The organism is Rhizobium sp. P1_E6, from assembly GCF_056405875.1.
Window position 1 is genome coordinate 1 of record NZ_JBFUBG010000264.1, and the last position, 1,559, is coordinate 1,559.

Consider the following 1,559-nt stretch of genomic DNA (forward strand, 5'->3'; position numbering starts at 1 on the left):
CCCGATCGACGTGCTGATCGCCAGCACCCGCCCGCTGGTTCCGGGCTGCGTCATCAACGTTCGCCCGATCGGCGTCCTGAAAATGGAAGACAATTCCGGTAAGGACGAGAAGATCATCGCCGTTCCGTCGCCAAAGCTGACGCAGCGCTATGACAAGGTGAAGGATTACACCGACCTTCCCGAAATCACGCTGAAGCAGATCGAGCACTTCTTCGAGCACTACAAGGATCTTGAGCCCGGCAAGTGGGTAAAGATCTACGGCTGGGGTGATTACAAGGAAGCCGGTGAGCTTATCCTTGAGGCGATCGAACGCGCCAAGAAGGAAAAGGCCTGATCTTCAGGCCAGAAGCCTTTCGAGCTTTTCTATCAAATCCTCCGGGTCGCCATCGATCCGGAGGATTTTTTTACGCGCCGTGTCGCCGGAAGCGATGCTGACGGAGGATTTGGCGATACCGAGCGATTTGGCGACGAGCGCGATCAGCGCCTTGTTCGCCTTTCCCTTTTCCGGGACGGCGGTGACGCGCGCCTTCAGCAGCATTCCGCCTTCACCATCGGGCTCAATGCCATCGATGGCATCGCGCCCGCCATTCGGCGTCAGCCGGATGGCGAGATGGACATGATCGTCGAATTTTTTCCAGGGCCGGTTCAAACGAAGAGCGGATAGATCGTCGTCCAGAGGAAGGAGCGCAGGAAGAAGATGATCAGCAGCAGGATAATCGGAGAGATATCGATGCCGCCGAGATTGGGCAGCAGGCGGCGGATCGGGCGCAACACAGGTTCGGTGACGTTGTAGAGGAACATCCCCACCTGATTGACGAACTGATTGCTGGAATTGATGACGTTAAATGYAAAGAGCCAGGAAAAGATAGCGCTTGCAATCAGGATCCAAGTATAAATTTGCAAAGCCAAATCAATGGTTTGAAATAGCGCAATCATCGTCGTCTCCAATTCGTTGTTGACAGACATGTAGACATTGGCGACTAAACGGGCAAGTACCGTGTGGGAGAGCACGGTGAATCATGTTTAACGGCCGCTCTTACATGGCTTTTGGCGCCCGTTCCCTCGGAAAAGCTTCATGCCGCTTTCGCCTACCGGAGATCGTTTTGCCGCGTTCCGGCACCCGTCTTACACCCGCTTCTTCTTTGCGCGCTTCCTGCTTTCCTTCTCGCAGCAGATCGTCAGCGTCGCAGTCGGCTGGCAGATGTATGACCAGACAGGGAGCGCAATTTATCTCGGCCTCATCGGGCTTGTGCAGTTCCTGCCGTCCCTCGTGCTGATCCTTGTGACCGGCTCCGTGGCCGACCGGCACAATCGCCGCGCCATCGCCTCGATCTGCTCGTTTGTCGGCGCGCTCTGCACGCTGGCGCTTCTGGCGATGACGCTTACCGGCACCTTTTCGCCGATCCCGGTCTTTGCCGTGCTGCTGATCTTCGGCATCGAGCGCGCCTTCATGACGCCGGCCGTACAATCGCTTGCGCCGAACCTGGTGCCGGAGAAGGATCTCTCCAATGCGATCGCCTGGAATTCATCTTCATGGCAGCTTGCGGCAATTACCGGTC

At 56.8% G+C, this 1,559-nt stretch carries 4 protein-coding genes; 2 read left to right on the forward strand and 2 right to left on the reverse strand.

All coding sequences use genetic code 11. From position 1 onward, the window contains the following. On the forward strand, positions 1–334 hold a 334-nt coding region (locus AC1D35_RS36045; protein ID WP_477942791.1), incomplete at its 5' end, for an inorganic diphosphatase. Between the two features lie 3 nt (positions 335–337). On the opposite strand, the gene AC1D35_RS36050 is transcribed toward AC1D35_RS36045, so the two are convergent. Next, positions 338–649 carry a DUF167 domain-containing protein gene (locus tag AC1D35_RS36050; RefSeq protein ID WP_113308715.1) on the reverse strand — a complete coding sequence of 104 codons (312 nt, stop codon included), beginning with the start codon at positions 647–649 and terminating at the stop codon, positions 338–340. Further along, positions 646–966: a YggT family protein gene (locus AC1D35_RS36055; RefSeq protein WP_477942795.1), complete on the reverse strand. Its 321-nt coding sequence runs from the start codon at positions 964–966 to the stop codon at positions 646–648. The genes AC1D35_RS36050 and AC1D35_RS36055 overlap by 4 nt, the downstream gene beginning before the upstream one ends. Positions 967–1,075: 109 nt before the next feature. Here AC1D35_RS36055 and AC1D35_RS36060 point away from each other — a divergent pair. Continuing rightward, positions 1,076–1,559 (forward strand): MFS transporter (locus AC1D35_RS36060; protein WP_477942793.1); only part of this gene is annotated, 484 nt, incomplete at its 3' end.